At 58.5% G+C, this 24,788-nt stretch carries 20 protein-coding genes and 1 pseudogene; 11 read left to right on the plus strand and 10 right to left on the minus strand.

The genetic code is table 11. The features are described from left to right. Positions 1-37: 37 nt before the first annotated feature. Complete coding sequence (locus tag A3C3_RS0126320) at positions 38-475, plus strand: metallopeptidase family protein (protein ID WP_022717564.1); 438 nt, start codon at positions 38-40, stop codon at positions 473-475. A 1-nt stretch (position 476) separates the two neighbouring features. Here the strand turns inward: A3C3_RS0126320 and A3C3_RS0126325 are convergent, their stop codons facing one another. Both A3C3_RS0126325 and A3C3_RS0126330 read right to left on the minus strand, forming a co-directional pair. Further along, positions 477-683 (minus strand): DUF1737 domain-containing protein, encoded by a 207-nt coding sequence (locus A3C3_RS0126325; RefSeq protein WP_022717565.1) that lies wholly within the window; start codon positions 681-683, stop codon positions 477-479. Continuing rightward, on the minus strand, positions 680-1,603 hold the full coding sequence (locus A3C3_RS0126330; protein ID WP_022717566.1) for an HpcH/HpaI aldolase/citrate lyase family protein: 924 nt from the start codon (positions 1,601-1,603) through the stop codon (positions 680-682). Before A3C3_RS0126330 ends, A3C3_RS0126325 begins: the two co-directional genes overlap by 4 nt. Positions 1,604-1,714: 111 nt before the next feature. On the opposite strand from A3C3_RS0126330, the gene A3C3_RS0126335 reads away from it, so the two are divergent. The 4 genes from A3C3_RS0126335 (at position 1,715) to A3C3_RS0126350 (ending at position 4,818) form a co-directional block, all read left to right on the plus strand. Then, complete coding sequence (locus tag A3C3_RS0126335) at positions 1,715-1,945, plus strand: hypothetical protein (protein WP_022717567.1); 231 nt, start codon at positions 1,715-1,717, stop codon at positions 1,943-1,945. 89 nt (positions 1,946-2,034) lie between these two features. Next, positions 2,035-2,643, plus strand: coding sequence for a 3-isopropylmalate dehydratase small subunit (leuD, locus tag A3C3_RS0126340; RefSeq protein WP_022717568.1), 609 nt, complete (start codon positions 2,035-2,037; stop codon positions 2,641-2,643). 179 nt (positions 2,644-2,822) lie between these two features. After that, positions 2,823-3,935, plus strand: a complete 1,113-nt coding sequence (gene leuB / locus A3C3_RS0126345; protein ID WP_022717569.1) for a 3-isopropylmalate dehydrogenase — start codon at positions 2,823-2,825, stop codon at positions 3,933-3,935. Positions 3,936-4,059: 124 nt separating this feature from the next. Beyond that, a complete protein-coding gene (locus A3C3_RS0126350; RefSeq protein ID WP_022717570.1) occupies positions 4,060-4,818 on the plus strand; it encodes a phosphatase PAP2 family protein in 759 nt (252 codons plus the stop codon). 234 nt (positions 4,819-5,052) lie between these two features. On the opposite strand, the gene A3C3_RS0126355 is transcribed toward A3C3_RS0126350, so the two are convergent. Next, the gene (locus tag A3C3_RS0126355) at positions 5,053-6,939 is read right to left on the minus strand and encodes an MFS transporter (RefSeq protein ID WP_022717571.1); all 1,887 of its coding nucleotides are present in this window, start codon (positions 6,937-6,939) and stop codon (positions 5,053-5,055) included. 198 nt (positions 6,940-7,137) lie between these two features. Here A3C3_RS0126355 and A3C3_RS46235 point away from each other — a divergent pair. The 3 genes and pseudogenes from A3C3_RS46235 to A3C3_RS0126370 all read left to right on the plus strand — a co-directional run bounded on the left by A3C3_RS46235 (position 7,138) and on the right by A3C3_RS0126370 (position 9,499). Continuing rightward, positions 7,138-7,346, plus strand: a pseudogene (locus A3C3_RS46235) (hypothetical protein). 110 nt (positions 7,347-7,456) lie between these two features. Further along, positions 7,457-8,491, plus strand: a complete 1,035-nt coding sequence (locus A3C3_RS0126365; protein WP_022717572.1) for an aspartate-semialdehyde dehydrogenase — start codon at positions 7,457-7,459, stop codon at positions 8,489-8,491. 186 nt (positions 8,492-8,677) lie between these two features. Further along, positions 8,678-9,499: a lytic murein transglycosylase gene (locus A3C3_RS0126370; RefSeq protein ID WP_022717573.1), complete on the plus strand. Its 822-nt coding sequence runs from the start codon at positions 8,678-8,680 to the stop codon at positions 9,497-9,499. Between the two features lie 18 nt (positions 9,500-9,517). Here the strand turns inward: A3C3_RS0126370 and A3C3_RS0126375 are convergent, their stop codons facing one another. Continuing rightward, positions 9,518-10,159, minus strand: a complete 642-nt coding sequence (locus A3C3_RS0126375; protein ID WP_022717574.1) for a carbonic anhydrase — start codon at positions 10,157-10,159, stop codon at positions 9,518-9,520. 69 nt (positions 10,160-10,228) lie between these two features. Next, positions 10,229-11,107, minus strand: a complete 879-nt coding sequence (pdxY, locus tag A3C3_RS0126380) for a pyridoxal kinase PdxY (protein WP_022717575.1) — start codon at positions 11,105-11,107, stop codon at positions 10,229-10,231. Positions 11,108-11,376: 269 nt separating this feature from the next. Here pdxY and A3C3_RS0126385 point away from each other — a divergent pair, with 269 nt between their 5' ends. Together A3C3_RS0126385 and A3C3_RS0126390 are read left to right on the plus strand one after the other, a co-directional pair. Beyond that, positions 11,377-16,155, plus strand: a complete 4,779-nt coding sequence (locus A3C3_RS0126385; protein ID WP_022717576.1) for an NAD-glutamate dehydrogenase — start codon at positions 11,377-11,379, stop codon at positions 16,153-16,155. A gap of 31 nt (positions 16,156-16,186) precedes the next feature. Continuing rightward, positions 16,187-17,587, plus strand: coding sequence for an MFS transporter (locus tag A3C3_RS0126390; protein ID WP_028740016.1), 1,401 nt, complete (start codon positions 16,187-16,189; stop codon positions 17,585-17,587). Between the two features lie 36 nt (positions 17,588-17,623). On the opposite strand, the gene purH is transcribed toward A3C3_RS0126390, so the two are convergent. The 4 genes from purH to htpX all read right to left on the minus strand — a co-directional run bounded on the left by purH (position 17,624) and on the right by htpX (position 23,462). Then, the gene (gene purH, locus A3C3_RS0126395) at positions 17,624-19,240 is read right to left on the minus strand and encodes a bifunctional phosphoribosylaminoimidazolecarboxamide formyltransferase/IMP cyclohydrolase (protein WP_022717578.1); all 1,617 of its coding nucleotides are present in this window, start codon (positions 19,238-19,240) and stop codon (positions 17,624-17,626) included. 97 nt (positions 19,241-19,337) lie between these two features. Continuing rightward, a complete protein-coding gene (locus A3C3_RS0126400) occupies positions 19,338-21,011 on the minus strand; it encodes a heparinase II/III family protein (RefSeq protein ID WP_022717579.1) in 1,674 nt (557 codons plus the stop codon). A 112-nt stretch (positions 21,012-21,123) separates the two neighbouring features. Continuing rightward, a complete protein-coding gene (locus A3C3_RS0126405) occupies positions 21,124-22,509 on the minus strand; it encodes an RsmB/NOP family class I SAM-dependent RNA methyltransferase (RefSeq protein WP_028740017.1) in 1,386 nt (461 codons plus the stop codon). Further along, positions 22,500-23,462: a zinc metalloprotease HtpX gene (htpX, locus tag A3C3_RS0126410; RefSeq protein WP_028740018.1), complete on the minus strand. Its 963-nt coding sequence runs from the start codon at positions 23,460-23,462 to the stop codon at positions 22,500-22,502. Before htpX ends, A3C3_RS0126405 begins: the two co-directional genes overlap by 10 nt. A 109-nt stretch (positions 23,463-23,571) precedes the next feature. On the opposite strand from htpX, the gene A3C3_RS0126415 reads away from it, so the two are divergent. Beyond that, positions 23,572-23,796, plus strand: a complete 225-nt coding sequence (locus A3C3_RS0126415) for a DUF1674 domain-containing protein (RefSeq protein WP_028740019.1) — start codon at positions 23,572-23,574, stop codon at positions 23,794-23,796. A gap of 161 nt (positions 23,797-23,957) precedes the next feature. Here A3C3_RS0126415 and A3C3_RS0126420 read toward each other — a convergent pair. Next, positions 23,958-24,788: AMP-binding enzyme (locus A3C3_RS0126420; RefSeq protein ID WP_022717583.1), on the minus strand; the 831-nt coding region annotated here is incomplete at its 5' end.

Genomic DNA, 24,788 nt, shown 5'->3' on the forward strand with positions numbered 1-24,788 from the left:
AAAGGTTCTATATGGGCGCCAAAGGAAGGGAATTTTCATGGCCCGCATAGACCAGAGCGAGGATTGGCGGGACCGCCATGCCCCAACGCTCAGCACATTCGAGTCCCTGGCGATGGAGGCCTATAGCCACTTGCCGGATGAATTCCGCTCGCTCACCGACAATCTAACGATCGAAATCGAAGATTTTCCGGACGACGATGTTTTCGAGGATATGGCGCTGGAAACGCCGTTCGACCTGCTTGGCCTCTTCGAAGGCCGGGGCATTTCCGAGCGCTTCACGGTCGAGACCGGCGAGATGCCCAATCGTATCCGCCTCTACCGGCGTCCCATTTTGGATTATTGGGCGGAAAACGATGAAACGCTCGGAGACATCATCACCCACGTCCTCATCCATGAGATCGGTCACCATTTCGGCCTGAGCGATGACGACATGGAGCGGATCGAAGCGAGCGTCGAGGAAGCCGTCGAGCGCTGAGCTATTGCTCGGAGAGCTTCATCTCCGGATGATAATCCTTGCCTTCGACCTCTTTGACGATCGCCTGGCCGGCAATCACCTGGCCGGTCTGAATATTGTAGGTCAGCGACGGTGCACCGTGAAGCGACCAGCCCTTGTTGAGCGCGTCCGTTACGCGATGGCAGAACGCGGCGTCGTCCTGGCCGGTCAAAAGGCGATAGAGCTTCATGATAAAGGCTTTCGTTCAATAGTCTGGCGTTCGGCAATCAGGCGGGCTTTATGGACCAAGCTTTCCGCCTGGACAAGATGCAGCCGCTCGATCATCCGGCCGTTCAAGGTGATGACGTTGAGACCTTCGGCCGAAGGATCGGCGAAAGCGGCGATCATTTCTTCCGCCTCCCGGATGGCAGTCTCATCGGGAGCGAAGTGCCGGTTGGCAGCCTCGATCTGCATCGGATGGATCAGCATTTTGCCATCGTAGCCCATGGCCCGGGCATGCGCGCATTCGGCCTCAAAGGCATCTGTTTCCTTGAAATCATTGAAAACGCTATCGATCGCATCGAGACCATAGGCGCGCACGGCGAGGATGACCTGCATCAGCCACGGCACGAGATAGGTTCGGCCCGGTTGAGGCAGAACGCCGGTCTCCTTGCGCAGATCGTTCAGCCCGACGACAAAGCAATCGAGTCTCGAGCCGAGCGTGCGGCCAGCCTCCGCGATTGCCGCCGCGTTCAGGATACCGCGCGGCGTCTCGATCATCGCCCAGATACGCAAGGTCTCTGGCGCATCGGCATCAGCAAGAAGATCGCTTACGGCCATGACATCCTGCGGTTCGTCCACCTTCGGCAAAAGCACCGCATCTGGCATCAGCGCCTGTACAAGCTCCATATCGGCATGGCCGAAACCCGACGAAAGCGCATTGATACGGATGATCTTTTCCTTGTTCGTAAGTGGCTTGCCCGAAAAGAAGGTTTTCAGGTTTTCGCGCGCCTCCTCCTTCTTCTCCAGCGCCACGGAATCTTCGAGATCGAAAATGACGGCATCGCAATCGAGCGCATGGGTCTTTTCGAGCGCGCGGCGATTGATTGCGGGAACGCTCAGCACAGAGCGGTGCAAACTAAAGGAACGGATGGGCGAATTCTGGCTCATCACGAATGTGTGCCAAGCTTTGTGAAGAGTGACAAGACAACAAAAAGCCATGCTTGACTTGCAGAAATAAAAAACAAGGACCACATTCCTTTCGAAGAAAGGTCTAAACTCATGCAGAATATACGCTCCATCTTCCTCATGCTGGCAGGGATCACTGTATTCGTGGCGCTCGCTGCTCTCACCTTTTCGGTGACGCTCGCCGTTGGCGGTATCCTGACCGTGCTCATGGCCGGCCGCGCGCTTTCGATGAAGATGAAGCCGGCGCCCGTCCGCGCCAAGGCTGAGCCAAAGCGCGAAATGCGCATCTGGAACGACGGCCGCGGTACGATCATCGATCTCTAAACGCGTCCCAAGATTCTCCTTCATTTTTACGGCGTTTTGCTCTATTGCCGGAGCAATCGTTGAAGAACGGCATACAAAGGCAGGTTTCCATGGAAAAGTTCGTGAAGCTCACGGGCGTTGCAGCACCCCTCCCGGTCGTTAATATCGACACGGACATGATCATTCCCAAGGATTATCTGAAAACCATCAAGCGCACCGGCCTCGGCAGGGGTCTCTTCGCGGAAGCCCGCTACAACGAAGACGGCACGCCGAACCCGGATTTCGTACTCAACAAGCCGGCTTATCAAAATGCCAAGATTCTCGTTGCCGGCGACAATTTCGGCTGCGGCTCCTCGCGCGAGCATGCCCCGTGGGCGCTTCTCGATTTCGGCATCCGCTGCGTCATCTCCACAAGCTTCGCGGACATCTTCTACAATAACTGTTTCAAGAACGGCATTCTCCCGATCAGGGTCAGCCAGGAAGACCTCGACAAACTGATGGACGACGCTTCGCGCGGTTCAAACGCCATCCTGACAGTTGATCTCGAAAACCTGGAAATCACCGGGCCGGACGGTGGTTCGATCAAGTTCGACCTCGACGAATTCAAGCGCCACTGCCTGCTGAACGGTCTCGACGATATCGGCCTGACGCTGGAAAAGGCCTCTGCGATCGACAAGTTCGAAAAGTCGAACGCCGCGTCACGTCCCTGGGCAGCTTAATCGTCCAAACACGGCATGCGATCAAGCCGGGCTTCGACCCGGCTTTTTCTTTGCTTCCAAGCCGGGATGCACATCGCCATCGTGCGGCAGCAAACCGTACCGATTCAGCCGTTCTGTTCCTTGAAATGGCTTCCGGTGGGGTCTAAGAAGCCGCAGCTTGTTTTTACGCGGAGGGTTTCATGACAGCGCGCAATCTTTTCCTGCTGCCGGGCGACGGCATCGGTCCCGAGGCAATGGACGAGGTCCGCAAGATCATTGCTTACATGAACGAGGCGATGAACGCCGGCTTCGTTATTGGTGAAGGCCTCGTCGGCGGCAGTGCCTACGATGCGCACGGCGCGGCCATCTCCGAAGACGACATGAAAAAGGCGCTGGCGGCAGATGCCGTTCTCTTTGGTGCAGTCGGCGGTCCGAAATGGGACAGCGTGCCTTATGAAGTGCGCCCGGAAGCGGGCCTTCTGCGCCTGCGCAAGGACTTGGAACTCTTCGCAAATCTGCGCCCGGCAATCTGCTATCCGGCGCTTGCCTCCGCCTCCTCCCTGAAGCCGGAACTTGTCGAAGGTCTCGACATTCTCATCATTCGCGAGCTGACGGGGGGCGTCTATTTCGGCGAGCCGAAAGAGATTATCGATCTTGGCAACGGCCAGAAACGCGGCATCGATACGCAGGTCTACGACACTTACGAAATCGAACGCATTGCCGGCGTCGCCTTCGAAATGGCCCGAACCCGTCAAAACCGTGTCTGCTCCATGGAAAAGCGCAACGTCATGAAGTCCGGCGTGCTCTGGAACCAGGTCGTGACCGAGACACACAAGGCAAAATATTCCGACGTCCAGCTGGAGCATATGCTGGCCGATGCCGGCGGCATGCAGCTGGTACGTCAGCCTAAGCAGTTCGATGTCATCGTCACCGACAACCTGTTCGGCGACATGCTTTCCGACGTTGCGGCGATGCTGACCGGCTCGCTTGGCATGCTGCCGTCTGCTTCTCTCGGTGCGCCGGATGGCAAGACAGGCAAACGCAAGGCGCTCTATGAACCGGTCCACGGCTCCGCTCCCGACATCGCCGGCAAGGGCATCGCCAACCCGATTGCGATGATCGCCTCCTTCGCCATGTGCCTGCGTTATTCCTTTAACCTCGTGAAGGAAGCCGACAATCTCGAGAAGGCGATCGCCAACGTTCTCGACAAGGGTATCCGCACGGCCGACATCATGGCCGAAGGCGCCAAGAAGGTTGGAACTGTTGAAATGGGCCAGGCGATCCTTGCCGAGTTCAAGACACTTTCTGCCTGATATTTCACGTGAAACGCTTTTCCGCCCTTCGTATCTATCGGTACGGAGGGCTTTTTATTGACGGTATCAGCCCCGGTTCCTATGTCCTGAAAAACGACGAAGGGCAAAACGACGAAGGGATGGAATGAAGAATACCGCCGATCACAGACCAGGCTGCCGGTCCTATCTGGGCAAGCGCTACGACGCCCGACGCATGATCCATCGCAGAGTTCCCTGGAAGGCGTTCACGCTTTCCGCGATCAATGTGGTCGCCATTGCCTTTTTTGTCTTCGACAGGCCGCTCGGACAGGCAGCGAAAAGCCTCTCGCCTCCCTTGGTGTCGATCGCCGGCGACGTAACGGACATCGGCCGCCTTGCTTGGATCCTTGCGGGGCTTTGCACCATTCTCGCCACCGGTTACGCCGTTCGCCGGCGCCTTTGGAAAGTCCGCCGTCAATTCCGCATGGTCTATTTCGTCCAGATGACAGCCTATGTCGGGCTCTCCGTCATCCTGGCCAGTGTCTGTGCCAACACTTTGAAATTTTTGATCGGGCGGGCGCGTCCGCTCATCTATGAGCAGGAGGGCATTTTCAGTTTCTCGCCCTTGAACATGAATTTCCTGCATCAAAGCTTCCCCTCAGGTCATTCGGCCAATATCGGCGCGCTCTTTGTGGCACTCATCCTCCTTTTTCCGCACGTCAGGCTCATTTTCATAGGTATCGGGCTCTGGCTCGGTGCAACCCGCATCATCATCGGCGTCCACTATCCGAGCGATGTCGTAGCAGGACTGGCACTCGGCGCCTGGCTTGCATTTGCCGTCTCAATCCTTTTTGCCCGCTTCGGTCTGGTCTTTGCCGTCGGTCGCGAAGGCTGGCCCGTGCCACGGCTCAGCAGGCTTATTTGAGCCTCTGCTCAAAAACTGTCGTTACCGTGTGCTGTCGTTGTGCTGTTCCTAAGCACTTTTTGAACGGATGATCTTTCGATGCAGCCACGGATGACCGCGATCGTCTGTTCGCGCTACGGCTCTCTTCAACCCGGGTCCCGACGGATAGCCGACGCCGAAAGGGCTTCTGCGGATATAAAAAACCCGGCGCCGTTAGAGGCGCCGGGTCCCGTTTCTCAATTCTGATGGTTTGCCTCAGTCCATCGTGCGGATATCGCGGTCCTTGGTTTCCGGCAGGAAAATCATGCCGATGACCAAGGTGATGCCCGCAAAGATGATCGGGTACCAAAGACCGTAATAGATGTCGCCCTTGAAGGCGCTCATGGCGAAGGCGGTTGCCGGAAGCAGACCACCGAACCAGCCGTTGCCGATGTGATAGGGCAGCGACATGCCGGTATAGCGGATCCGGGTCGGGAAGAGCTCGACCAAAAGGGCAGCGATCGGCCCGTAGACCATCGTCACGTAGATGACGAGGACGGTCAGGACAGCGATGACGCCCACCCAGTTGAGCCTTGCCGGATCGGCAACCATGGTGAAAGTACCACCGTTGGCGACCGTGTAGACAGCCATGTCGGTGACGCCCTTGGCCTCGTCGGCTGTCAGCAGCTTGTCGGTCACGAGCTTGGAGGCCGGGACGGTCTCCTTCTGACCTGCACGAACCGCATCAGCATTGAGAGCCAGCTCCGGATTGGCGGCGATAAAGGCATCGAGCTTTGATTCCGGAACCTTGGCCGCACCGCGAACCAGGGGGTAGCCAGCATCGCGAAGCGCGATGTTGATGCCCTTTTCGAAGGCGCCGTTCATGGCTTTCGCCTTGTCGCCAGCGGCAGCGGCATCATAGCTGCTAATCGTGTCGTCGGCGATTTTAACCGTGGCGGCTGAACCGGCGGCGCCGCTGACGACATCATAGGGCACCGAATTCTTCGTCAGGAATGACGTGGCGATATCGCATGAAGTGGTAAACTTCGCGGTACCGGTCGGGTTGAACTGGAACTTGCAATCGCCCGGTGCCGCGGTGACCGTTGCGCGGATCGTGGCTTGCGCCTCTGCAAGCGCCGGATTGGCGAAATTGGTCAGAGCTTTGAACAGCGGGAAGTAAGTCACAATGGCGAGCAGGAGGCCGGCCATGATGATCGGCTTGCGACCGATCTTGTCGGAAAGCCAGCCGAAGAAAACGAAGAAGCCGGTGCCGAGCAACAACGATGCAGCGACCATCAGGTTGGTCGACTGCGCGTCCACTTTCAGGATGTTCTGCAGGAAGAACAGCGCGTAGAACTGACCGCAATACCAGACGACGGCCTGCCCCATGACGGCGCCAAAGAGCGCAAGCAGCGCCACCTTAGCGTTGCGCCACTGGCCGAAGGCTTCCGTCAGCGGTGCCTTCGAACCCTTGCCCTCGGCCTTCATCTTCTGGAATGCCGGGGACTCGTTCATCTTCAGACGGATCCAGACGGAAACGCCGAGCAGCACGACCGAGACGAGGAACGGAATACGCCAGCCCCAGGCGGCGAAATCGGCGGCGCCGAGCATGGACTGGACGAAGAGAATGATCAGCAGCGAAAGGAACAGGCCGAGTGTTGCCGTCGTCTGGATCCATGACGTGAAGAAGCCGCGCCGGCCATGCGGCGCATGTTCGGCCACATAGGTCGCTGCACCACCGTATTCACCGCCGAGCGCCAAGCCCTGCAGCAGGCGGAGACCGACCAGGATGATCGGAGCTGCAATACCGATCGACGCCGCGCCCGGAAGGATACCGACGAGGAAGGTCGACAGACCCATGATCAGGATCGTGATCAGGAAGGTATATTTACGGCCGACCAGATCGCCGAGGCGGCCGAAGACCAATGCGCCGAACGGGCGCACCAGGAAACCCGCTGCAAAGGCGAGCAGCGCGAAGATGTTTCGCGTCGTTTCCGGATACTGGCTGAAAAAGGTAGCGCCGATATAGGTGGCGAGTGAACCGTAAAGATAGAAGTCATACCATTCGAAAACAGTCCCGAGCGACGAGGCGAAGATGACCTTCTTCTCCTCGCCTGTCATCGGGCCGACCCTCGCGTCTCCGACGCTTGCGACATTTGCCATTGTCTGTCCTCCACAGAGTGATAAGCAACGAGACGCGTCCCAAGCTCTCCTCAAAGCATCCTTGGACGCAACTCGCCTGACGAGAGTGTGACAGAAAAGGATTCGGAGAAAGAGAGCGGCTTTGGGATTATGACTTTAGTCTAATGCCTATGCACAGATTGTCGCAGGTGAGGCTTTCTTCCGATTTGGGCCGAACCTCTGCCGAAGTTGCCCGACAGGAAGCAAGGTTGCAAAAACCTTGACTCCTGTGGAAAACCTTTTATGAGCAACGGCGGAAAGGAATATCCATGGTTCGCGACGAACACGCCATTGCCGCACGCAATGATCTGGCACCAGGTGCCGGGATGGATATTGCTGTTCCGGTTTCTTCCAAAACCAAGGCCAAAACGACGACGAAAACCGTCTGACGTCTCTGGCCTGCCGCTCTCTCCCCGGCCCGGCTGGGGACAGGAAGCCGCGATCGTTTCGCGCCTTCCCCCTCACCGGACAAGAGGAGAGAAGAGAAAGAGAGCTTGAAATGGGTTTCAAAGTTGCAGTTGCGGGAGCGACCGGAAATGTGGGCCGGGAGATGCTCAACATCCTCTCGGAGCGCGGCTTCCCCGCCGACGAAGTCGTGGCGCTCGCCTCCGCGCGTTCGCAGGGTACGGAAGTTTCCTACGGCGACCGGACACTGAAGGTTTCCAATCTTGAGAACTACGATTTCTCCGACACTGACATCTGTCTGATGTCTGCGGGTGGCGAGGTGTCCAAGAAGTTCTCGCCGAAGATCGGCCAGCAGGGATGCGTCGTGATCGACAACTCCTCGGCCTGGCGCTACGATGCCGATGTGCCGCTGATCGTTCCGGAAGTGAACCCGGATGCCGTGACGCAGTTCACCAAGCGCAACATCATCGCCAACCCGAATTGCTCGACCGCACAGCTCGTCGTGGCTTTGAAGCCACTGCATGACTTCGCCAAGATCAAGCGCGTTGTCGTCTCGACCTACCAGTCGGTTTCCGGCGCAGGCAAGGACGGCATGGACGAGCTCTTCAACCAGACACGCGCCGTCTTCGTTGCCGATCCGATCGAAAACAAGAAGTTCACGAAGCGCATCGCCTTCAATGTCATTCCCCATATCGACGTCTTCATGGAGGATGGCTACACCAAGGAAGAATGGAAGGTTCTAGCCGAGACCAAGAAGATGCTCGACCCGAAAATCAAGGTCACGTGCACGGCGGTACGCGTTCCGGTTTTCATCGGCCATTCGGAATCGGTCAATATCGAGTTCGAAAACGAGATTACCGCCGATCAGGCGCGCGAGATCCTGCGTGACGCTCCAGGCTGCCTCGTCATCGATAAGCACGAAAACGGCGGCTATATCACGCCTTACGAATCTGCCGGCGAAGACGCGACTTATATTTCGCGCATCCGCGAAGATGCGACCGTCGAGAATGGCCTCAACATATGGGTGGTCTCAGACAACCTACGCAAGGGCGCTGCTCTCAATGCAATCCAGATTGCGGAGCTCCTCGTCAACCGCGGCCTCATCAAGCCACGCAAGAAGGCCGCCTGATACCAAAAATTAACCATAATTTACTATCAGCCCCGCATATCGCCTGATTATGCGGGGCTTCCTACGAAAGCTGGCCGACGGCCATCAGGTTGCAAGAGCCCACCGAAAGGTGATCGTGACAAAATTATCTGCTGCTGGCATTCTCGCGCGGCGCCAAGCTTGTGCAGATCGAGATCGGGGTTTCTGATGAGCATGACAAAATTCTTTGTGGGAGTCGTCGCAGCGGCGAGTGTACTCTACGCTTTTCCGGCAGCGGCAAAGGCTGCCCAGTGCGGCAACAACAGCGCGGGTTTCCAAGCCTGGGTTGCCGACTTCAAGCAGGAAGCGGCCGCCAGCGGCGTCAGCCCATCGGTGCTGAACCGGGCCTTCGCCAATGTAAGCTATAATAAATCGACAATCGCAGCCGACCGTGGCCAAAAGAGCTTCAAGCTGTCCTTTGACGCATTCATGAAGAAGCGGGGCGGCGCAACGATCATCTCCCGCGGCAGAAGCATGAAACGCGCCAATCAAGGGCTCTTTGCCTCGATCGAAGGCCGCTACGGGGTTCCGGCCGGTCCGCTGATTGCGATCTGGGGAATGGAAACCGGCTTCGGCAGTTATATGGGCAATCAGCATACGCTGTCTGCCGTTTCGACGCTCGCTTACGACTGCCGCCGCTCGGATTATTTCACCGATCAGCTTTACGCCGCTCTGCAACTTGTTTCCGAAGGCTATCTGAACCCGCAGGCTCGCGGCGCGGCGCATGGCGAAATCGGCCAGACGCAGTTCCTGCCGCGCAATGTGGTCCGTTTCGGAGCCGATGGCGACGGCAACGGCCGCATCGACATGGTTGGCTCGCGCGCTGATGCCCTGGCTTCGACGGCAAACTTCCTCAGAGGCCATGGCTGGCAGGCCGGCGCCGGTTATCAGCCAGGCGAAGCAAACTTTGCAGCAATCGCAGGCTGGAACGCCGCAACGGTCTACCAACAGGCAATCGCTTATATCGGCCAACAGATCGACGGCCAGTGAGCTTCCCGCCCGGGAAGGTTATACTTCCGGGCGGATAAAATCCCGCGTTTCCGCGTCCATCACCCATAATTCACCGGTCGAGATATCGAACCAGGCTCCGTGCAGGGCGATCTTCCCTGCCTCTTCAAGCGCCTTGATATCCGGAAAACTTCTGAGGTTATTGAGCGAATTGCGGATCGAGACGCGCTCGAGCGCCGTCTGGCGCTCAGCGGCAGTCATCACGTCATTGCTTTGGATCTGCTCGGCAGCGGGCCGGACGAGCGACATCCAACGGCCAATGAAATCACCAGGCGACAGCGGTTCGGAATTGGGATCAAGTGCTGCGCGGATACCGCCGCAGCGGCCATGGCCCATGACGACGATGTCGGAAACCTTCAAGACCTGTACGGCGAATTCCAAAGCGGCAGACGTCGAGTGGAAATGGCCATCCGGCTCGTAAGGCGGCACCATGTTGGCGACGTTTCGGATGACGAAGAGCTCACCGGGGCCGGCGTCGAAGATAAGTTCCGGTGCTGCGCGCGAGTCCGAACAGGCAATGACCAGCGTATTCGGATTCTGACCGTTTTCAGCCAGCATCTTATAGCGGTCGCGGGCGTCAGCGTAACGCCCGTTCATGAAGTTGCGATAGCCGTCCAGAAGTGAAATTGGAAAACACTGCATGACTGTCGATTAGCGCGCAGACGCCGCAAGATCAACTGCTGCGCATGCGAAATGCGCAAACTGGCGCCGCTAACTCTTCTTCCGTTGGGCGGGATGCATGAGGCGGCGCATCTGCACCATGGCCATCGGTGTCGAGAGGCTTGATGCATCGCTTGCGAGCGTAAGCTCATCGCTGCCGCGTTTGACCGCACGCACCAGCACTTCATAGACGCTGGCTGTTGCAAGCTGCAACGCCTTTTCGTCGTCCATCCCGGAAAGGAGCCGCGAGAGGAAGACGGCCGCCAGCAGGTCGCCCAGTCCATTCGGCGGCTTGTCGACGACACGATGCTCGGCAAGCAGAGCATGGCGGCCGGAAAGATAGAGATTTCCGGTGCCGCCAGCCATCATCGCAACAGCGGAGGTGACAAGCATGCGGGGAGGGCCGAGCGACAAAGCAGCCTCCATCACAGCTGTATTGTCCTCCAACGGTGCGCCCACCATCCAGGCCAGCTCATAGCGGTTGGGTGTCGCCAACGACGCAAGCGGGATCAGATGGTCGCGGATCGCCTCCGCTGTCGCTTCGGGCACATAGAGGCCACCCAGATCGCCCATTACCGGATCGCAGACATAAAACAGCTCGGGGTTCTTTTCACGCAATGCGCTGACCAGACGGGCGACAGAACTAGCCTGGGCAGCGTTTCCGAAATAGCCAGACAAAACCGCCTTCACTTCTCCAACCCATGGCGCACGGATGAGATCATCGATAGCGGCATCGAAATCGGCCTCTGCAAAAGTGAGCCGGGTCGAACGGCCATGACCGGGATGCCAGGGCAGAATGATCGTCGGCAGTGCCCAGACCTGATGGCCGAGCGTCTCAAGCGCGAAGACGGCGGCACGATTGCCGACCGAACCGCGAACGACATGGCTGGAGATGACGATTACCGTTCCTGCAGCACTATTATCCGGCATAGTTTTTTAAACCCTGAATTCGATGCGCTGTTGATCGTCCTTTTGCCGCGCAGCTGTCAACCATTCTTCATCCATGCGTGGAAATCTCGGCGAGCCGAAAAAATCCAGGACCAGCCTGCGCTTTGCTGGAATCGGAGAATCCTCTGAAATTTTACTGAAACAAGGTCAAAAACGCACAAAAACTGCCAAGGCGAAGGCTCTTTTAGGGGTTTTTTCGACAATTCTTCTGCTAACTTGCGGCAAATCACACAAATCGGGGACTGTCTTCAATGGCTGCCAAAAACCATCCGCGACGGGAAAAGCTGATCGAAAGCGCAAAGAAGATCGCTGCTGCAGCCAAAGAGCAGCATCTCGATCCGGAAATCCTCTTCGGCCGGGCGAGCGGAGACGACCTCGATCGCTACACACCGGAGATGCTGGCGCTTTCGGCCGCTCATTCTGCTAAAGAGCTTGCGGGCTGGGACGGCAACGTCCCGCGCGTTACGATCGAAACGCTGGCCGATGTCGAACCCGACGGCGTTGCGGTCTCGGTCCTGACGGTTACCGATCACAATAAGCCGTTCCTTTACGAGTCCGTTATGAGCGAGGTCACGAGCACCTATCGCGATCTCTATATGGCGGTGCATCCAATCCTGGTGATGGAGCATGGCAAGACGCCGGTACTTTATTCAGCTGAGGAGGCGAGCGATCCGGCAAAACGTGTCAGCCATATCCAGATTCACATTTCGCCGTTGACTACCGCGCAGTCCGACGACCTTCGCAAGCGCGTCATGATCGTGCTGGAGCAGGTCCGCCAGGCCGTTTCCGACTGGAAGCCCATGCTTGCCAAACTCGACACCGTGATTGCCGAATTGGGCAGCTACAGCGCCAGCCGCAAGAAGGCCGATCGGGACGAAGCACTGGCTTTCCTCACCTGGCTACGCGATGAAAACTTCACCTTCCTTGGCATGCGTGAATATGTCTATTCGGGCAAGGGCAGCGATGCGAAGGTCGAGCGTGACAAAGGCGCTGGCCTCGGCATTCTTTCTGATCCGGATGTATTGGTGCTGCGCACCGGCAAGGATGCCGTAACGACGACGCCGGAAATCCTCGCCTTTCTCGATGGTCCGGATTTCCTGATCGTCACTAAGGCGAATGTGAAATCCGTCGTCCACCGCCGCGCCTATATGGACTATGTCGGCGTCAAGCGATTCGACAAGGACGGCAACGTCACCGGCGAGCTGCGCATCGTCGGCCTCTTTACCTCTACCGCCTACACGTCCTCGGCATCGGAAATTCCGCTCATCCGTTCCAAAGTCGCCAAAGTGACAGATCATTTCGGCTTCGATCCCATGAGCCATTCCGGCCGAATGTTGGACAACACGCTGGAATCATATCCACGCGACGATCTTTTCCAGATCGACACGACACTGCTCGCGAATTTCGCCGAACAGATCAACGATCTTGTCGAACGGCCGCGCGTCCGCGTTCTGCCGCGCATCGATCATTTCGACCGTTTTGTGTCGGTCATCGTCTATGTACCACGCGAGGAATACGATTCCATCGTTCGCGAAAAGATCGGCACTTATCTGAAGACCGTCTATGACGGACGGGTCTCTGCCTATTATCCGGCCTTCCCGGAAGGGCGGGTTGCGCGCGTACACTTCATCATCGGCCGGTCCGGCGGCAAAACGCCGCGCATCCCGCAATCGAAGCTCGAGGAAGCGATCCGCGCCATCACCGCCCGCTGGGACGATCGCTTCGAAGCGCTGGCTGGGCCAAAGGCGCCGAAAATCGCCGTCAGCAATGCCTTCCAGGATTCCTTCACCGCTGAAGAAACGGTTGCCGATCTCCCGGACATCACCGATTGCGCCTCCGGCGAGCCGATACGCATCGAATTCTATTACCGCAATGATGCGGAACGCGGCCGGATCTTCTCACTCAAGATTTTTCATGCTGGCGAGCAGCTTCCGCTCTCACGCCGCGTGCCGCTTCTCGAAAATCTCGGTTTTAACGTGCTGAGCGAGCGGACCTTCGACATCGAAGTTCCAACCGCAGACGGCTCGGTCAACATCGTCGTACTACACGATATGGAGCTTGAAGACCGCAGTGGCGCCGAAATTGACCTCAGCCGTCATGGTGCTGCGCTGGAAGAGGCCTTCATTTCTGCTTTCGACGGCACGATCGACAATGACAGTTTCAACCGGCTGATCCTTTCAGCCGGGCTTTCCGCACGCGAGACGAATGTCCTGCGGGCCTATGCGCGTTATCTTCGTCAGGCAGGTATCGCCTATTCGCAGGATTACATCGCAACGACCCTCGATAAATACCCGGAGATTGCCGCTTCGATCTTCCGCCTCTTTTTCGATGCGCTCGATCCCAAGCTTAGCGAGAAGGCGCGCATGAAAAAGCTCGCCGACCTGCATCGGTCGATCGAGGCGGCGCTCGCCAATGTGCCGAGCCTCGACGATGACCGCATCCTGCGCCGATACATCAATGTCGTCGATGCAACGCTGCGGACCAACTACTTCCAGCGCAATGCCGATGGCTCGCCGAAGGCCATGCTTGCCTTCAAGCTCGATCCGAGTCTCGTCGATAGCCTGCCGGAGCCGAAGCCTTTCCGGGAAATCTTTGTCTATGGCGTCGAAGTCGAGGGCGTGCACCTGCGTTTCGGCAAGGTTGCCCGAGGTGGCCTGCGCTGGTCGGATCGCGCCGAGGACTATCGCACGGAAGTCCTGGGCCTTGTAAAGGCGCAGCAGGTGAAGAACGCCGTTATCGTTCCAGTCGGCGCCAAGGGCGGCTTTTATCCGAAGAAACTGCCCGCTGGCGGCAGCCGGGATGAGGTCTTCAATGCCGGCCGCGAAGCCTACAAGACCTATATCCGCACCCTGCTTTCGATCACCGACAACATTTCAGGCACCGATATCGTGCCTCCGGCAGATACAGTACGGCTCGATGGCGACGATCCCTATTTCGTCGTTGCCGCCGATAAGGGAACGGCAACCTTCTCCGACACCGCCAACGCACTGGCGCAGGAAGCTGGTTTCTGGCTCGATGACGCCTTTGCGTCAGGCGGCTCGGCGGGCTACGACCACAAAAAAATGGGCATCACCGCACGTGGCGCCTGGGAAACCGTAAAGCGTCATTTCCGCGAGATGGATATCGACATCCAGACGACACCGTTTACGGTGGCCGGTGTCGGCGACATGTCCGGCGACGTTTTCGGCAACGGCATGCTGCTTTCTCCGAAGATCAAGCTGGTTTCCGCCTTTGACCACCGTGATATCTTCATCGATCCCGATCCGGACATGGAAAAGACACTCGCCGAACGGCAGCGACTTTTTAACCTGCCGCGTTCAAGTTGGCAGGACTTCGACAAGTCGGTTCTTTCGAAAGGCGCGATGATCATTTCACGCGCGGCGAAATCCGTTACGCTGACCCCGGAAGCGGTTGCCGCGATCGGCATCGACAAAGCGGTGGCAACCCCCTTCGAGATCATCACAGCAATCCTGAAGAGCCCGGTAGATCTTCTCTGGTTCGGCGGCATCGGCACCTATGTGAAGGCGCCGACGGAAACCGATACGGAAGTGGGCGATCGTTCCAACGATCCGATCCGCATCACGGCTGATGAGGTGCGGGCCAAGGTGATCGGCGAGGGCGCCAACCTCGGCGTCACGCAAAAGGGCCGCATCACTTATGGCCTGAAAGGCGGACGGAGCAATTCCGATGCGATTGACAATTCAGCCGGCGTCAATACCTCGGACGTCGAGGTGAATATCAAGATCGCGCTCGCCAATGCGATGCATGACGGGCGGCTCACACGGGCAAAGCGCGATCAGCTGCTTTCCTCGATGACGGACGAAGTCGCAGCACTCGTACTGCGCAACAACTATCTGCAATCGCTGGCGATTTCGCTGACCGAACGCAAGGGAACCGCTAACGGGCTTGAGCTCGCGCGCTTCATGAGCGTGCTGGAAGGGGCCAAGCAGCTCAGCCGGAAAGTGGAAACACTTCCCGATGAGGCGACGCTTTCCGAGCGCTATGCTGCCGGTAAGCCTCTTACGCGGCCGGAAATCGGCGTGTTGCTCTCTTACGCCAAGATCGTACTTTTCGATGCGGTTGCCGCAAGCGACCTCCCGGATGATCCTTATTTTGCGTCGACCCTTTCAAACTACTTCCCGGCTAAGATGCAAAAAACCAATGCCTCCGACATCGCAACTCACCGGCTGAAACGCGAAATCATCGCGACGGTGCTTGCCAACGAGGCAATCAATCGTGGCGGCCCCGGCTTTGTGGTGAGCATGATGGATGCGACAGCGGCGTCAGCGCCGGAAGTCGTCCGTGCCGCGATCATCGCTCGCGATGGCTTCGACCTAACCAAGCTTTGGACCGAGACCGATGCGCTCGACGGCAATATTTCCGGACAGATGCAGAACCGTGTCTATGAAGAGATCGGCCATAGCTTCACCGTCTTGACTCGCTTGCTCCTGAAGACCGGCATGGCAAAAGGCGGCATAGCAGAAACCATTAGTCGGCTTCAGACTGCGTTGAAAAAACTAAAGCCTTCCTTCGCCGCGCAGGCTCCCGCAGAGTTCGAGGCGCGTGCCATGGAGTATCGCGAAGCCGGGCTGCCAGAAAGATTGGCCGACGTTATTGCCGGGCTGCCGGGCTTTGTCCTGGTACCGGAGATCATGCAGATCGCCGAACGCACAGGCGAGGCGCTCGGACGTGCCGCGGAAAGTTATTTTGCCGTATCGCAGACCTTCCGCGTCGGAAGGCTGCTCGCAGCCGGCGCCCGCATTCTCACCTCGGATCACTACGAAAGCCTGGCCTTGGCGCGCAGCATCGACCAAATTGCCAGTGCCCGCCGCGATATCGTCATCTCAGCGCTGTCCGAGCATGGCAAGGAAAAGCTGCCGGTTCAGGCGTGGCACGGAGTCGATCGCATCAGGATCAACCGCATCGCCGAAGAGCTGTCAAACCTGAGCGACAGCGGCGATCCAACGCTTGCGCGAATCACGGTGGCCGCAGGTCTTTTAACCGATCTTGCGCGCGACCGGGCGAGGTGACACAGTCCGCCGCGAAAGCGGGAGTGTAGGCGTGAGTAGAATAGACTGGACCGGAACGGGAACGCCGGCGCCGCAGAAGGCGTCGGAAAAAGGCATCTGGAGCTGGATGCTTTTCGATTGGGCCGCGCAACCGTTTTTCACGGTGGTGACCACGTTCATTTTCGGACCCTACTTCGTCTCACGCCTGACGGACGATCCGGTTTCGGCACAAGCGATGTGGAGCAATACCGCGACGATCTCTTCGGTGATCATAGCCCTGCTCTCTCCGATCCTCGGCTCCATCGCCGATCAGTCCGGCGCCCGCAAGCCCTGGATAGCCTTTTTCGCTATCATCAAGGTTGTCAGCCTCTTCGGCCTTTGGTTTGCCGCGCCCGGTTCGCCGGTTGTCTATCCGGTGATGTTGATGATCCTGGCGTCGATCGCCGCGGAATTCTCGATCGTCTTCAACGATTCCATGATGCCGCGCCTTGTGAGCAAGGATGAGGTCGGCAGGCTGTCCAATACGGCCTGGGGGCTTGGCTATCTCGGCGGCATGATCGTGCTCATCACTGTTGTGACACTGCTTGCGGGAAACCTGGAAACGGGAAAGACGCTGTTGGGGCTCGACCCGTTGTTCGGGCTTGATCCTCATACCGGTGAGGACGCGCGCGTTACAGGGCCGATTTCCGCCGTCTGGTATCTCATCTTCATCATTCCGATGTTCCTCTTCACACCGGATGCGGCGAAGGGATTGCCGCTCGCTGCTGCCGTCCGTTCCGGCCTCACGCAGGTCGCAAACACAATTAGCGAGTTGAAGATCCGAAGAGGCATCCTGAAATTCCTGATTGCCCGCATGATCTATCAAGACGGGGTCAACGGGTTGCTTATCCTTGGCGGCACCTTCGCCGCCGGCATGTTTGGCTGGGCGACGATCGAAATCGGACTTTATGGGATCATCCTCAATGTCGTCGCGATTTTCGGCTGCGTCATCGCCGGGCGCGTTGATCACCGGATCGGATCAAAAGCAACGATCCTGATCAGCCTGACGCTGCTCTTGCTCGCAACCCTCGGGATCATTTCGACGGGGCCTGGTTATACGCTTTTCGGCCTGCTGCCGATGTCAACGGCGGACGCCGGAGGGCTTTTCGGCACGGCGGCGGAAAAAGCCTATATTCTTTACGGGCTGTTGATCGGCCTCGCCTTCGGTCCCGTCCAGGCTTCGTCGCGCTCTTATCTGGCGCGCAGCGTCAGCCCGCAGGAGGCAGGGCGCTATTTCGGCATCTATGCGCTGTCCGGCCGCGCCACGAGCTTCATGGCAACGCTCTTCTTTTCGCTGATAACCTATGCCAGCGGATCAGCGCGTCTCGGCATGGCAACGCTGATCCTTTTCCTCGCGGGCGGATTGATCCTGCTGATCGCGACCCCTTATCCGGCAGACAGGAAGCAAGACTGAAATGAACCCCGGCTGAGCGCTGGGGTTTCTGTCCGCTCAATGGCGGAAATGGCGCATGCCGGTGAATACCATCGCGACGTCGTGCTCGTTCGCAGCGTCGATCACCTCTTGGTCGCGCATCGAACCACCCGGCTGGATGACTGCCGTCGCACCCGCTGCAATCATCGACAGAAGACCATCGGCGAACGGCAGGAAGGCTTCCGAAGCAACCGCAGAACCGCGTGTCATCGGAGTAGGCAAACCCAGCGCCTTGGCGGCTTCCTCGGCTTTCAGGGCAGCGATACGGGCGGAATCGACTCGGCTCATCTGGCCGGCGCCAATGCCGGCCGTCTGGCCATCTTTGGCGTATACGACGGCATTCGATTTCACGTGCTTGCCGACCTTGAAGGCAAACTTCATGTCTTCCAGTTCCTGTGCCGTCGGCGCGCGCTTGGTCACGACCTTCAGCTCCAGATCCTCGACCATGCCGTTGTCACGGCTCTGGACCAGCAGGCCGCCGGAGACTGTTTTCGCCGTCAGCCCAGCGGCACGCGGATCAGGCAGATCGCCGGCAGAAAGCAGGCGCAGATTCGGCTTCCTCGCAACGATCGCCTTGGCTTCTTCGGTTATACCCGGAGCGATGATCACTTCGGTGAAGAGCTTGATGATCTCTTCCGCGGTCTCCGCATCGAGCGTGCTGTTAAACGCAATGATGCCGCCGAACGCAGAAACGGAATCGCAGGCGAGCGCCCGTTTGTAGGCTTCGACAAGGCTTGGCCCTGTGGCAACGCCGCAAGGATTGGCGTGCTTGATGATCGCGCAGGCGGGTGCCTTTTCAGGCAGGAATTCAGCGACGAGTTCGTAGGCCGCATCGGTGTCGTTGATGTTGTTATAGGAGAGCTGCTTGCCCTGCAGCAGCATCGCCGTCGAAACACCTGGTCGCTTTTCACCGGTGACGTAGAAAGCCGCCTTCTGATGTGGATTTTCACCGTAGCGCATCTCTTCCTTCAGAACGCCGCCGATCACCCGATGGCGCGGCGTATCGATGGAAAGCGCTTCGGCGAACCAGTTGGAGATCATCGCGTCATAGGCAGCGGTGCGGGCATACGCCTTGGCTGCCATACGCTGGCGGAACGCATAGCTCGTCTGGCCGGCATCGGCCGAAAGCTGTTCAAGCAGTTCCGGGTAATCGGCAGGATCGGTGAGGATCGTAACGTAAGCATGATTCTTGGCAGAGGCACGGATCATTGCCGGACCGCCGATATCGATATTCTCGACCGTCGTGGGGTAATCACCACCGGCGGCACGCACATCTTCGAATGGATAGAGATTTATGACGGCAAGATCGATGCCTTCGATACCATGCGCCTTCATGGCTTCCTGATGCGCGCTATCATCACGGATTGCCAGGAGACCGCCGTGGACCTTCGGATGCAGCGTCTTCACACGGCCGTCCATGATTTCGGGAAAGCCGGTGACTTGGGAAACGTCGGTGACAGCCAAACCCGCGGCTGTGATGGCCTTGTGCGTCCCGCCTGTCGAAAGCAGGCGGATGCCCTTTTCGGAAAGCGCGCGGGCAAGCTCGACAATACCCGCCTTGTCGGAGACGGAGAGCAGCGCGGTTTTGACCTTGACCTTATCAGGGGCGGGGATTTTCTTGGAAGTGACGGCCATGAACCTTCTCCGTTCGGGCTTCGGGAGACATCCGGCAAGGGACGTATAGGATAATGGCGCCGCGTTAGCACGAGCTATGCCGCTGCGCAAACGGCGACTAGCTCTTGCGGGACAAAAACCAGCGAATTTCCGGCTTCTCGGCAAAAACGAAGTCGATCTCGATCTGGTCAGAACCGCAGATGCCGGAGGCGTCAGCAAAAAAGATATCTTCAGTGATCAGCACTTCGTTCCCCGGAGACGAAAAGAGCCAACTCTCGCCATCCGGCGCTGTCAGCAACACGGACTCGCGATCACTCTGCTTCACATTTATGGCCGGATGGATATGGAAGCGCGCGGCAGCACGAAGAGGCTCGTCAATGAGGCGCTCGCCCTGCCGCACCAGCCGATCACGGCCAGTGACGATGGAACCTGCAGCATTCAGCGTCAGTTCGCGCTCATGGAGCATGCCGAAATTTTTCAGATAGCCGTCGTGACTGACGTTGATGCCATCGCGTCCATCGTCGGTTTCAGCGCGCTCGACGCTAACGGTCTTCACCGAATCCGTCATGACATAACCGAGAAATTCCGAGGCCGAGAAACGGCTGGATGAGGTGTCGTTCAGTGTTACGGTCGAATGCGTCGCAGTCGTGCGCGCCATCTGCACATAGCGGCGGCCAGCGAATTTCGGTGAGCCGGAGTTGACGATAAAGCGATGACGACCCGACGACATTTCGAAGGAAAGGCAGCCCGCATGTGCCGTGCGCGACAGGGGGCCAGCTGCAGGAGGGCCGGTATCGGCGATCAATATGGTATTTCCCGCCGCAAGACGTTGATAGCGCGAATGCGGCATTGCCTTGAAAGGTAGGCCGGCCGTTTCGTCATAGCGCAGAACCGACATCAGCTCGTTGGCAAGCGTCGATGTCGCGCCGTTAAAGAGCGCGAGATCGCCATTGTGGTGGCGGAAAAAGCGCAGCGCCGGATACATGCGATCGATGCCTGAAATCAGCTTCTGCGGCAGATCGTGGCCAAGATTCACATAGGTCTGCCGGAGCGGCAGGAGATCGAGAAGCAGTTCTAGGCCTGTGCGTGGATTGCGGGAGATATGCCCGCCGTCGGGTAGAATCTGGCTATCGAATTCATTATCCAGCGCCTGGGCGGCCTTGCGCACCACACCTTGTCGCGCTGGCATTGCAATCGAAGCCATGGCGAGGGCGATCCGCAGCCGGAAAAGAACTTCCCCCGCCGGCGCGAAAGCCGCCATATGCCGCAGGAAGCGAACCTGAAACGCCAGAGACTTCATAAAGCGGCGGTAAAAGCCGCGATCAGCATTCTGCAGCACGACCGGCGAATGCGAGAGCCAGGCAATCACTCGCTGTGAAGTGACATCGATTTCCCAGGCAATGCCTTCCATGCGGCCAGCATGCAACGAGAGCCAGCTATCGACGATCGCCCGCGCAACCGCGGAAGCTTGATCGCTTTTGTAGGCACGCATATGACGAAGCCAGCCGAAGCCATGCAAACGGCTGGCAAAGGCGCGTGAGGGAAGCGTAAAGCCGAAGGGTGACTTGCCGTTCGTCTCCAGCAGGCGGCCTGCCAGAGCAAATCGGCCGTTCATGATCTCCTCGGCGATATGAGGATCGATCGCGCGAAGATCGGTCGGCGCAACGATAAGCCTCTCGGGCACTTGGATTGTATGGCGCAAAAGGCGAAGGCGCAGCGATGCGATGCGCCGCGACATGCGGCGCCAAGCCTCCCGAACATACAAACTCCAAAACCGCCGGCCGGACTGCATATTCTATTGTCTATTGACCCTCATGATTAAGAATAGGTGAAGGAGGGCCGCATTCAGCGGTCAGACCGCATTAATTTGTGACAGAAACGAAGTCTAGGGAAGGTTCATGCAATCAGGCGACACGCCGCAACACTGCAGCGTAAAAGCCGTCAAGACCTGAAGCGACCGTTGGGGGCATGCGCAACATGGCGGGGGTCGTCCGGAATTCGCCAAGCGGACCGATCGCCATTTCCAAACCGGGCCATCGAGCAGCGTCGACCCGGACGCGCTCGACATTCGGTGTGTCCGCCAAGATGCGGCTGACGACATCCTCGCCTTCGACGGGATCCAGCGAGCAATTTGAAAAGACGAGAGTACCGCCAGTCTTGAGGAGCGTCAGCGCGTGGCGAAGTAACCGTTCTTGCACGCCAGCAAGCTTTGCGATGTCCTCCGGTCCCTTCGTCCAGAGAACATCCGGATGACGGCGCGTCGTGCCCGTCGAGGAGCAGGGCGCGTCGAGCAGGATGGCGTCAAACAGCTCCGTCGGCTGGTATTTCATAAGATCCGTCGCGAGCGTTTCTGCCTTGAGGGCGAGGCGATCGAGATTGGAGCGTAGGCGCTTCAATCGGCTTTCGGATTGATCAATCGCGGTGACGCTGCCTCCGGCGAGAATGAGTTGTGCGGTCTTTCCGCCGGGTGCGGCGCAAAGATCGACGACGCGTTTGCCAGACAGGTCGCCAAGGAGCTTGGCCGGAATGCTTGCCGCGGCGTCCTGCACCCACCATTCGCCTTGATCGAAACCTTCAAGGGAGGGGATAGTGCCATCAAAGGCTGCGAGACGCACGCCACCGGTCGGCAGGACTTCCCCATTCAACCTTGCTGCCCAGCCTGCCGCATCCGACTTCACGGTGAGATCGATTGCCGCCGGCTCAAGCTGAGATTCGGCGATCGCCGCGGCGGCCTCTTCCCCGTAAGCCTTTTCAAGACGGTTGATAAACCAAACCGGCATCGGCGAAATCTTTGCGATGTCTTCGAGGACCTGCTCCTTCTCGCGGCCAAGACGTCGCAGGATCGCATTCACCAGTTTTGCGAAGCGGCGATTGCGAGGATCCTGATTTGCCTGCTCGACGGCAAGATCGACCGCCGAATGGTCGGGGACATCGAGATAAAGGATCTGCGCGGCTCCAACCGCAAGCACATGATGAAGTGCGCGCGCGCCTTCCGGCAATGGCGAGTCTAATAAAGAAGCAATCGCCGCATCGATGCGGGGCAGGTGACGGAGCGCAGTGTTGAGAATAGCGCGAACCAACGCGCGATCGCTCTCCCCGAGCGCCTTATACGCGGGATTTCCGTGTTCGTGATCCAATGCACCATCCAGCGGCAGTTTGCGGTCAATCACGGCAGCGAGAATCTTCGCTGCGGCCGCACGCGCCTCTAGGCCCGGCTTTACGGCGAGGCGTTCTGCAGGCGGTTTCTTTTTGTTGAATGGCTTATTTCTGCCGTCTGAATTCAAGACCAGGGCCCTTTTGGCGGTTGGGAACCACCGCGGCCCATACCCGTATTCGGAACCGAGCGCGATCTGCGCGATGGATTAGCAGTGCGAACCGTCGCCGTCGAGCCATTCATCCCGTTCCCTGCCATTTCCTGAAGTGCCGCAATACGGTTTTCTGTATTCGGGTGCGTCGAAAACAGATTGTCCATCCGTTCCCCGGAGAGGGGATTGATGATGAACATATGCGCCGTCGCAGGATTGCGCTCGGCATCATAATTCGGGATATGCGCCGCGCCACGGGCAATCTTGCCGAGCGCGGAAGCGAGCCAGAGCGGGTCGCCACAGATTTCGGCGCCGCGACGGTCGGCAGAATACTCGCGCGTCCGGCTGATCGCCATCTGCACGAGCATGGCGGCGAGCGGCGCTACGATCATCGCAAGAAGCACGCCGACGAAACCGAACGGGTTGCTGTTGTTCTCGCGATTGCCGCCGAAAAAGAAGGCGAAGTTACCGAGCATCGAGATTGCGCCGGCAAGCGTCGCCGTGATCGTCATCGTCAGCGTGTCGCGGTTCTGGATATGCGCCAGTTCATGCGCCATCACACCCGCCACCTCTTCAGGCGAGAGCGCGCTGAGCAGCCCTGTCGAGGCCGCGACGGCGGCATTCTCCGGATTGCGGCCCGTGGCAAAGGCATTCGGCTGCGGATTGTCGTAGAGATAGACTTTCGGCATGGGCAGGCCGGCATTTCGCGCAAGATCGCGAACGATGCGGAAGAATTCCGGCGCGTTGCGCTCATCGACCTCTTGCGCCCGGTAGGCCGAAAGCACCATCCGGTCCGAATTCCAGTAGGAAAAGAAATTCATGCCCGCAGCGATCAGGAAGGCGATCATCATGCCGCCGCGACCACCGATCAGGAATCCGACGAACATGAACAGGGCCGTCATGAAGGCAAGCAACATGGCAGTGCGAACGAGGTTCATCGAGGTCTCCATCTCCCATCTGCGGCAAAAAGGGTTTCAATCGAGCCGCCGGCGCACTATGATTTGGTTATTCGCCAGCCATTTTCAATATTTCCGGCGGGAGACGCAATTGCAGCCAGCGGACAACGACAACGTAGATAGCACTGTGGCGGAAGGAGCAGACCTGCCGCGCAAGGTTCTGTCCCCCGCTGCCAAACGCGCGCTTGCCGAGGCCGAAGAACGACGTAGGAACCAGAAACCCCTGGAACTGCCACCGGAGATCGGTGGAAGGGGAGGAGCCGAGCCAGCGCGCTTTGGCGATTACGAGATCAACGGCCGCGCGATCGATTTTTAAGTGAATATTCCTATTCTTCTCGCCTCTTGACGTCCTCGCTTCTCTTGGGCTGGAGTCGACGCACGGCAACAATTGGCGGCCGACGGCGCACGCGATGTGCGCGCCGTCTGTGCCAGCACGACTGAAAAGCGGCTTCCGGGTTTTCGGGAGCCGCTCTGATTTCAGGCGGTTACCTTGTTTTGTCGATTGGCGATGAGGTCATCGACGACTGCCGGATCGGCCAGCGTGGACGTATCGCCGAGCGCGCCGAAATCGTCTTCGGCAATCTTGCGCAGGATGCGGCGCATGATCTTGCCGGAACGGGTCTTCGGCAAGCCGGGGGCAAACTGGATCTTGTCCGGAGATGCGATCGGGCCGATTTCCGTGCGAACATGCTTCACCAACTGTTGGCGCAACTCATCGGATCCTTCGTTGCCGGCCATCAGCGTGACATAGCAATAGATGCCCTGTCCCTTGATCGAATGCGGGTAGCCAACGACCGCGGCTTCCGAAACCAGATTATGCGAGACGAGCGCCGACTCCACCTCGGCCGTGCCGAGGCGGTGGCCGGAGACGTTCAGCACATCGTCGACACGACCGGTGATCCAGTAGTAGCCGTCTTCATCGCGGCGGCAGCCGTCGCCGGTAAAATACTTGCCCTTGTAGGTGGAAAAGTAGGTCTGGATGAAGCGCTCATGGTCGCCATAGACCGTGCGCATCTGCCCAGGCCAGCTGTCGGTAATGCACAGGTTGCCGTCGGCAGTGCCTTCCAGCACCTTGCCTTCATTGTCGACCAGCTGCGGCTTCACACCGAAGAACGGGACGGTCGCTGAACCCGGCTTCAGGTCGATCGCACCAGGCAGCGGCGTGATCAGGATGCCGCCGGTCTCTGTTTGCCACCAGGTATCGACGATCGGGCAACGGCCATCGCCGACGACATTGTAATACCACTCCCAAGCTTCCGGGTTGATCGGCTCGCCGACCGTCCCGAGCAGGCGCAAGGACGAGCGGGA

The organism is Rhizobium mongolense USDA 1844, assembly GCF_000419765.1.
GTDB lineage: Bacteria > Pseudomonadota > Alphaproteobacteria > Rhizobiales > Rhizobiaceae > Rhizobium > Rhizobium mongolense.

Bases quoted from the DNA above. Each gene is read 5' to 3' on its own strand.
- A3C3_RS0126320 (WP_022717564.1), top strand. From the start codon at position 38: ATGGCCCGCATAGACCAGAGCGAGGATTGGCGGGACCGCCATGCCCCA.
- A3C3_RS0126325 (WP_022717565.1), bottom strand. From the start codon at position 683: ATGAAGCTCTATCGCCTTTTGACCGGCCAGGACGACGCCGCGTTCTGC.
- A3C3_RS0126330 (WP_022717566.1), bottom strand. From the start codon at position 1,603: ATGAGCCAGAATTCGCCCATCCGTTCCTTTAGTTTGCACCGCTCTGTG.
- A3C3_RS0126335 (WP_022717567.1), top strand. From the start codon at position 1,715: ATGCAGAATATACGCTCCATCTTCCTCATGCTGGCAGGGATCACTGTA.
- leuD (WP_022717568.1), top strand. From the start codon at position 2,035: ATGGAAAAGTTCGTGAAGCTCACGGGCGTTGCAGCACCCCTCCCGGTC.
- leuB (WP_022717569.1), top strand. From the start codon at position 2,823: ATGACAGCGCGCAATCTTTTCCTGCTGCCGGGCGACGGCATCGGTCCC.
- A3C3_RS0126350 (WP_022717570.1), top strand. From the start codon at position 4,060: ATGAAGAATACCGCCGATCACAGACCAGGCTGCCGGTCCTATCTGGGC.
- A3C3_RS0126355 (WP_022717571.1), bottom strand. From the start codon at position 6,939: ATGGCAAATGTCGCAAGCGTCGGAGACGCGAGGGTCGGCCCGATGACA.
- A3C3_RS0126365 (WP_022717572.1), top strand. From the start codon at position 7,457: ATGGGTTTCAAAGTTGCAGTTGCGGGAGCGACCGGAAATGTGGGCCGG.
- A3C3_RS0126370 (WP_022717573.1), top strand. From the start codon at position 8,678: ATGAGCATGACAAAATTCTTTGTGGGAGTCGTCGCAGCGGCGAGTGTA.
- A3C3_RS0126375 (WP_022717574.1), bottom strand. From the start codon at position 10,159: ATGCAGTGTTTTCCAATTTCACTTCTGGACGGCTATCGCAACTTCATG.
- pdxY (WP_022717575.1), bottom strand. From the start codon at position 11,107: ATGCCGGATAATAGTGCTGCAGGAACGGTAATCGTCATCTCCAGCCAT.
- A3C3_RS0126385 (WP_022717576.1), top strand. From the start codon at position 11,377: ATGGCTGCCAAAAACCATCCGCGACGGGAAAAGCTGATCGAAAGCGCA.
- purH (WP_022717578.1), bottom strand. From the start codon at position 19,240: ATGGCCGTCACTTCCAAGAAAATCCCCGCCCCTGATAAGGTCAAGGTC.
- A3C3_RS0126400 (WP_022717579.1), bottom strand. From the start codon at position 21,011: ATGCAGTCCGGCCGGCGGTTTTGGAGTTTGTATGTTCGGGAGGCTTGG.
- htpX (WP_028740018.1), bottom strand. From the start codon at position 23,462: ATGAACCTCGTTCGCACTGCCATGTTGCTTGCCTTCATGACGGCCCTG.